This is a genomic window from Pseudoduganella sp. RAF53_2, assembly GCF_052113985.1.
In the GTDB taxonomy this organism is placed as follows: domain Bacteria; phylum Pseudomonadota; class Gammaproteobacteria; order Burkholderiales; family Burkholderiaceae_D; genus Rugamonas.
In genome coordinates, this window is record NZ_JBFRDW010000336.1 from 1 (window position 1) to 6516 (window position 6516).

At 62.2% G+C, this 6516-nt stretch carries 8 protein-coding genes; 2 read left to right on the forward strand and 6 right to left on the reverse strand.

What is annotated here, in order from left to right; all coding sequences use genetic code 11:
* Nucleotides 1-131: 131 nt before the first annotated feature.
* Complete coding sequence (gene ybiB / locus AB4Z11_RS19205; protein ID WP_442026948.1) at nt 132-1085, reverse strand: DNA-binding protein YbiB; 954 nt, start codon at nt 1083-1085, stop codon at nt 132-134.
* Nucleotides 1086-1158: 73 nt separating this feature from the next.
* Between ybiB and AB4Z11_RS19210 the strand changes: the two genes are divergently transcribed.
* The gene (locus tag AB4Z11_RS19210; protein ID WP_442026949.1) at nt 1159-2220 is read left to right on the forward strand and encodes a 3-deoxy-7-phosphoheptulonate synthase; all 1062 of its coding nucleotides are present in this window, start codon (nt 1159-1161) and stop codon (nt 2218-2220) included.
* Here the strand turns inward: AB4Z11_RS19210 and AB4Z11_RS19215 are convergent.
* Together AB4Z11_RS19215 and AB4Z11_RS19220 are read right to left on the reverse strand one after the other, a co-directional pair.
* The gene (locus tag AB4Z11_RS19215) at nt 2214-2684 is read right to left on the reverse strand and encodes an OsmC family protein (RefSeq protein ID WP_442026950.1); all 471 of its coding nucleotides are present in this window, start codon (nt 2682-2684) and stop codon (nt 2214-2216) included. The two genes, AB4Z11_RS19210 and AB4Z11_RS19215, sit on opposite strands and share 7 nt — an antisense overlap.
* The gene (locus AB4Z11_RS19220; RefSeq protein ID WP_442026951.1) at nt 2685-3326 is read right to left on the reverse strand and encodes a GntR family transcriptional regulator; all 642 of its coding nucleotides are present in this window, start codon (nt 3324-3326) and stop codon (nt 2685-2687) included.
* 76 nt (nt 3327-3402) lie between these two features.
* Here AB4Z11_RS19220 and tsaD point away from each other — a divergent pair, with 76 nt between their 5' ends.
* Entirely contained in the window at nt 3403-4437 is a 1035-nt protein-coding gene (gene tsaD, locus AB4Z11_RS19225) for a tRNA (adenosine(37)-N6)-threonylcarbamoyltransferase complex transferase subunit TsaD (protein ID WP_442026952.1), read from the forward strand.
* On the opposite strand, the gene AB4Z11_RS19230 is transcribed toward tsaD, so the two are convergent.
* From AB4Z11_RS19230 to ntrB, 3 genes are all read right to left on the reverse strand, one after another.
* The gene (locus AB4Z11_RS19230) at nt 4434-4613 is read right to left on the reverse strand and encodes a hypothetical protein (protein ID WP_442026953.1); all 180 of its coding nucleotides are present in this window, start codon (nt 4611-4613) and stop codon (nt 4434-4436) included. The genes tsaD and AB4Z11_RS19230 overlap by 4 nt on opposite strands.
* Before the next feature lie 85 nt (nt 4614-4698).
* Complete coding sequence (locus tag AB4Z11_RS19235) at nt 4699-5487, reverse strand: ABC transporter ATP-binding protein (RefSeq protein ID WP_442026954.1); 789 nt, start codon at nt 5485-5487, stop codon at nt 4699-4701.
* 1 nt (nt 5488) lies between these two features.
* The gene (gene ntrB, locus AB4Z11_RS19240) at nt 5489-6427 is read right to left on the reverse strand and encodes a nitrate ABC transporter permease (RefSeq protein WP_442026955.1); all 939 of its coding nucleotides are present in this window, start codon (nt 6425-6427) and stop codon (nt 5489-5491) included.
* Nucleotides 6428-6516: the final 89 nt, after the last annotated feature.

Genomic DNA, 6516 nt, shown 5'->3' on the forward strand with positions numbered 1-6516 from the left:
CCCCACCAGAAATGGCATCAAACGCGCCTAATGAGCTAACGCGAATAGAAATTCCCTAAGTTCGCCATAGGGAGAATTCAAAATGTCCGAATGTCGGATCTGACCCCATGGTGTTAGCGGGCCCACATGTGTTAGCGGAGGCGGCGGGAGACTTCTTTGCAGTGGGCGACTTGCTGCACGATCGAGTCGGGCACCGGAATTTCGCCGCGTAGGACCGATTCAATCCATGCGGCGGTTGATGCGGCGCTTTTGTCTTCAGGCAGCGCGGGCAGCGTTTCGACCAGGATCTGCTTTTCGACCAGCACCGTCCGCTCGCCGCCGTGGAACCAGTCGATCTTCTGCGCCTTGTTGGCATTGGCGACCGTCTCCCCTTCCGTCCCGCGCATCAGGAAGGCATCGCCACGTTCAGGCGGCGCGGCTTTCTGGAAGTATTCGCCCAGCGTTTCCAGATATTCAGGATGCGTGTACGACACCAGCCGCAAAGCCGCCCCCTCGAACGGCTGCATGATCTTTACCAGCGTGTGCGTCGAGTTGCGCACGCCAAGAATCCGGCGCAGCGACAGCATCCACGCCAGCCGCGGCGCCAGCGTGTCGATCGTAATGAATGACACATGCCCATCAGCCAGCGCAACTTCGGCCTCGGCAGGTGACGCCGCAGCGCGTACGCCCAAGGCCTCAAATACTTCCGCCGTCGCCACCCGCCCCACATCATGCGCCACGCCGTGCACCAGCACCGGCACGCCTTCGCGCGCCAGCAGCAGCGCCAGCAGGGCCGTCAGATTCGGCAGCTTGCGTGCACCGTTGTAGCTGGGGATGACCACCGGCGCATATTCTCCCGACGGCGCACGCAAGGCAGGGAACGACGCCTCGGACGCTTCAAGAAATCCTTCCAGCTCTTCCACCGACTCGCCTTTGATCCTCATCGATAGCAGAATGCCACCGAGCTCAAGGTCGGATACGCGGCCGTCGAGAATGGCCGTCCACAGCTCGCGCGCCTCGTCGCGGCTCATGCTACGGGCGCCGTGCGCGCCGCGGCCGATCTCTTTGATGAAATGGGCCGTTGGGAATGGGGTGGAAGTTGTCATGCCTGCCAGTTTACGGCATTTCGGCTACACTACATGATCCCCAAGAGAAAATAACGCCTGAAGCAGACTCATCATGATTGCACAAGACCTTGAAAATATTAACGTCACCTCCTTCGCGTCCATGCCTACGCCTGAGGCCCTGCACGCGAAGCTGCCGTTGACCGATGCCGCTTCCGCCACCGTCACCAAGGGCCGCGAGGACCTGCGCAATATCCTGGACCGCAAGGATAAGCGCCTGTTCGTCGTCGTCGGCCCCTGCTCCATTCACGACCCGGTCGCGGGCCTGGACTATGCGCGCCGCCTGAAGGCGCTGCAGGAGGAAGTGAAGGAAACCATGCTGCTGGTGATGCGCGTGTATTTCGAGAAGCCACGCACTACGACGGGCTGGAAGGGTTATATCAACGATCCGTTCATGGACGATTCCTTCCGCGTCGATGTCGGCATGGAGCGCGCCCGCCAGTTCCTGCTGGATGTCTGCGAACTGGGCCTGCCTACAGCAACCGAAGCGCTGGACCCGATCTCACCGCAGTATCTGGGTGACCTGATCGCCTGGACCGCCATCGGCGCCCGCACCACCGAATCGCAAACCCACCGCGAAATGTCGTCCGGCCTGTCGACTCCTGTGGGCTTCAAGAACGGCACCGACGGCGACATCACCATCGCGATCAACGCGATCATGTCGGCCTCGAATCCGCACGCTTTCCTGGGCATTAACAGCCAGGGCTCGGTGTCCATCGTGCGTACGCGCGGCAATCGCCACGGCCACGTGGTGCTGCGCGGCGGCGATGGCCGTCCGAATTACGATTCGGTGTCGGTGACCATCGCGGAACAGGCGCTGGAAAAGGCCAAGCTGCCTGCCAACATCGTGGTCGACTGCTCGCACGCCAACAGCTACAAGAAGCCGGAACTGCAGCCGCTGGTGATGACCGATGTGGTCAACCAGATCGTGCACGGCAATAAGTCGCTGGTAGGCGTGATGATCGAGTCGAACATCGTTGGCGGCAACCAGAAGATCCCGGCCAATCTGTCTGAGCTGAAGTACGGCTGCTCGGTGACCGACGGCTGCATCGACTGGGAAACCACTGTGAAGATGCTGAAGGATGCCGACCGCGAACTGCGCGGCCGTCCTCAGTAAGTCCAGCTGCCCTGCACCTCAATCCGCGTGCGCACGGAGCTGGCAAGGAAGCAGCTCTCGTGCGCCGTGTGATGCAGGTGTTCCAGCGCCGTATCGGTCGGCACTTTGTCGCCGCTGAAGGCGACCATCGGTTTCAGCGACACAACGGTGACCGCGTCCTTCCCTTCTTCATTTTTCGCCATCAGGCCCTCGGCCTGGTCCACGTAGCTGTCGATGACATAGCCTTCGCGCGCCGCAATGTCGAGGAACCACAGCATATGGCAGCTGGATAAAGCCGCCACATACGCTTCCTCCGGATCGACCGCGGACGGTTCGCTGAACGGCACACGCACCACGTGCGGCGAGCTCGATCCCGGCACCACAGCGCCGCCATCGAAGGTCCATTTGTGCAAACGGCTGTAGCGCTTGTCGGTAAAGGCGGCATCGTGGCGGTGCCACGCGATTTCGGCAGTGTGAATCGACATCTATAGCTCCTTCAGTGAGATTTCTTCGGTGTGGCGCAGGTGCTCCGTCAGCGTGGCGCACGCAGCGTCAACATCGCCCGCGCGTACTTGCGCAATCAGGCCATGGTGCTCGTCGTTCCAGCCGGGGCGGCGCGCATCCGGTCCCAGGTGGGCGAGATAGAAGCGCTGCACGCTGTCGCGCAGCGCGGCAATCATTTGCAGCGTGCGTGGACGGCCGCTCGGCTCATACAGCGCGTCGTGAAAGGCGCGGTCCAGACGCACCCATTCCGCAGGCACTGTTTCCGCATCCAGCTCGTGCTGGATCGCTTCCACACGGCGCAGGGTGCGTTCGCTGTGCAGCGGCACGGCGCGGCGCAGCGCGTCGGTTTCCAACAGTACGCGCAGGTCGAAGATTTCACGCAGCTCATCGGCGGTCAGCGTGGTGACGTAGGCGCCACGGTTGGGCTCGATCTGAACCAGTCCCTCGGCTTGCAGCGAGTTCAAGGCTTCGCGCACGGGAATGCGGCTGGTGCCGAATTCTTCGGCCAACTCAGTCTGGCGCAGCAGCACACCCGGCGCCAGCGCGCCGCTGATGATGGATGCGCGCAGCGCAGCCAGTATGGTCGGCCCGCCTTGGGCCCGGGGAGGAGGAAGTCGTGTCATGGGTTAACTGTATACACGTATACAAATAAAGGCAAGGTAAAATAGCAGATTCCCCTGACACTTTTTCGGCAATTCCATGATCGTTCTCGGCGTTGAATCCTCCTGTGACGAAACCGGCCTGGCTCTGTATGACACGGACCGCGGCCTGCTGTCGCACGCCCTGCACTCGCAGGTGGCGATGCACGAGGAATACGGCGGCGTGGTGCCGGAACTGGCGTCGCGCGACCATATCCGCCGCGCCATCCCGCTGCTGGAACAGGTGCTGAACAAAGCAGGCATGAAGCCGGCGCAGGTCGATGCCATCGCCTACACGCAAGGCCCCGGCCTGGCGGGCGCGCTGCTGGTCGGCTCGTCGATCGCCTGCAGCCTGGGCATGGCGCTGGATAAGCCCGTGCTGGGTGTGCATCATCTGGAAGGCCACCTGCTGTCGCCGCTGCTGGCGTCCGAACCGCCCGAGTTCCCTTTCGTGGCGCTGCTGGTATCCGGCGGCCACACGCAGCTGATGCGCGTGGATGGCGTCGGCCAATACGAGCTGCTGGGCGAAACGCTGGATGACGCTGCCGGTGAAGCCTTCGACAAATCCGCCAAGCTGCTGGGCCTCGGTTATCCGGGCGGTCCTGCGATTTCGCGCCTGGCCGAATTCGGCGATCCGGAAGCCTACAAGCTGCCGCGCCCCATGCTGCACTCGAAAGACCTCAACTTCAGCTTCTCCGGTCTGAAGACGGCCGTGCTGACGGTGGTGAAGAAGAGCGAAGGCGCCGCCAATGTCTGCGAGCAGGACAAGGCCAATATCGCGCGCGGTTTCGTGGACGCGATCGTGGATGTGCTGACCGCGAAGTGCCTGGCTGCCCTGAAGCAGACCGGCTTGAAGCGTCTGGTGATTGCGGGTGGTGTGGGCGCGAACGCTCAGCTGCGTGCGTCGCTGAACGCAGCGGCGGCAAAGAAGAAGTTCAAGGTGTACTACCCGGAGCTGGAATTCTGCACCGATAACGGCGCAATGATCGCCTTCGCCGGCGCCATGCGCCTGAAGATCAATCCTCAGGCGGCGCAGCGGGAGTATGCCTTCAATGTCCGTCCGCGCTGGCCGCTGGACGAACTGCGCATCGTTTAATTCAGCAGAACGGCTGCCAGCCCGACCAGTGCCAATAGTCCACCGGCAGCGACGCCGGTGCGGACGCCTTTGTGGCGCAGGTCGATGATGGATTCCACGCGCTCGGTGCGGCGCGGTTTTTCCTTGTATTCAGCCGGTTGCTGCTGCGATGCTACTTTCGGTACTTCGGTGGCCATTCTCTTGTCTCCATTTGTATAGACCACAATTTAGCAGCAAGCGCCGCGCTTAGGCCACACTTCTGTTGTTTCCACCCGACAACCATCATGCGGCTTTTTGGGCGGGCCGCCCCTGGCGGTGATACAGGAACTCCAGCACGCTTGTCCGATAGTCAATGTAGAGCGGGTCCTGCGCCAGCGCCAGACGGTCGCGTGGACGCTCCAGCCGCACCTGCACGATGCCGCCAACGGTGGCAGCCGGACCATTGGTCATCATCACGATGCGGTCGGACAGCAGTACCGCCTCATCCACGTCGTGCGTCACCATCACCACCGTAGCGCCGGTGCGCGCCACGATGCGCATCAGTTCATCCTGCAAATGCGCGCGGGTCAACGCATCCAGCGCGCCGAAAGGTTCATCCATCAGCAGCACCTTGGGTTCCATCGACAGCGCACGCGCAATGCCTACACGCTGCTTCATGCCGCCCGAGATCTCGTTAGGGCGCTTGCCACCGGATGCGGTAAGCCCCACCAGATCCAGCGCATCCCAGGTGCGCTCGTCCAGCTGATTGCGCGATTCCTTTGCGCCGAAGACACGCTCTACTGCCAGATAGACATTCTCGAAGCAGGTCAGCCACGGCAGCAGCGAGTGATTCTGAAATACCACGGCGCGCTCTGGCGAAGGGCCATTGATTTCGCGTCCGGCACAAATCAGGGCGCCCGCGCTTGGCCTGGCCAGTCCCGCGATGAGGTTCAGCAGCGTGGATTTGCCGCAGCCGGAATGGCCGATCAGCGTGATGAATTCGCCCTGCTCCACCGTCAACTGCACATTGCTCAGCGCGTGGAAGCGGCCGAACATCATTTCCACGCTGCTGATGTCGATGAACTTGCCCATCTCATTTCTCCTCGTAAGTCACGGCTTTGGCCAGCGTCACCAGCGCCACTTCCAGCAGCAAGCCGACCACGCCGATCACGCCGATGGCGATCAGGATGTGCGGCACGTTCATATTGTTCCACTCGTCCCACACCCAGAAGCCGATACCCACGCCACCCGTCAGCATTTCGGCAGCGACGATCACCAGCCACGCCGTGCCGATAGCCAGACGTACGCCGGTCAGCATGTACGGCAGCACAGCCGGCAGGAGGATCTTGGTCATGACCTTCCATTCGCTGAGATTCAGCACGCGCGCCACGTTCAGGTAATCCTGCGGCACACGCTGCACACCCACCGCCGTGTTGACGATCATCGGCCAGATCGAACAGATGAAGATGGCCCAGACCGCAGCAGGATCGGCAGCCTTGAACACCAGCAGCCCGATCGGCAGCCAGGCCAATGGCGATACGGGTTTCAGCAAGCTGACGATCGGGCTGAACATGCCAAACACGAACTGAAATCGTCCGATGATGAAACCGAGCGGGATGCCCACTGCCGCAGCGAGTCCGAATCCCAGTGCCACGCGCCGCAACGAGGCAAGGACGTTCCAGCCTATGCCCTGATCGTTCGGCCCCTTGCGGTAGAAGGGATCGGAGAACAGGTTCACCGCCTCACGCCAGGTTGCCAGCGGCGTCGGAAAAGCGCTGTTCTGCGCGGCCAGAATCTGCCATACCAGCAGCAGCAAACCAAGTCCCAGCAGTGGCGGTACAATTTTCAGCGCGAAGGGCCGCATGCGCTCACTCCATGGCCGGAGATTGACGCCTTTGGCGGCGATGCGCGCGCTCCGGGTGGACAGCGCTGCGTCATTGGCTGCCGCCGGCAGCGACGGCGCCGGCGCCGGCGCAGCAGCGCCTACTGCTGCAGGCGCACCGTCAGCGGCGCGATTAAGGATGGCGCTCATCGTAATCTCCTATACCCTGATCTTGAAGGAATCGGCATAAGCCTTGGGGTTCTTGCCATCCCACACCGCACCGTCGATCATCTTCACCG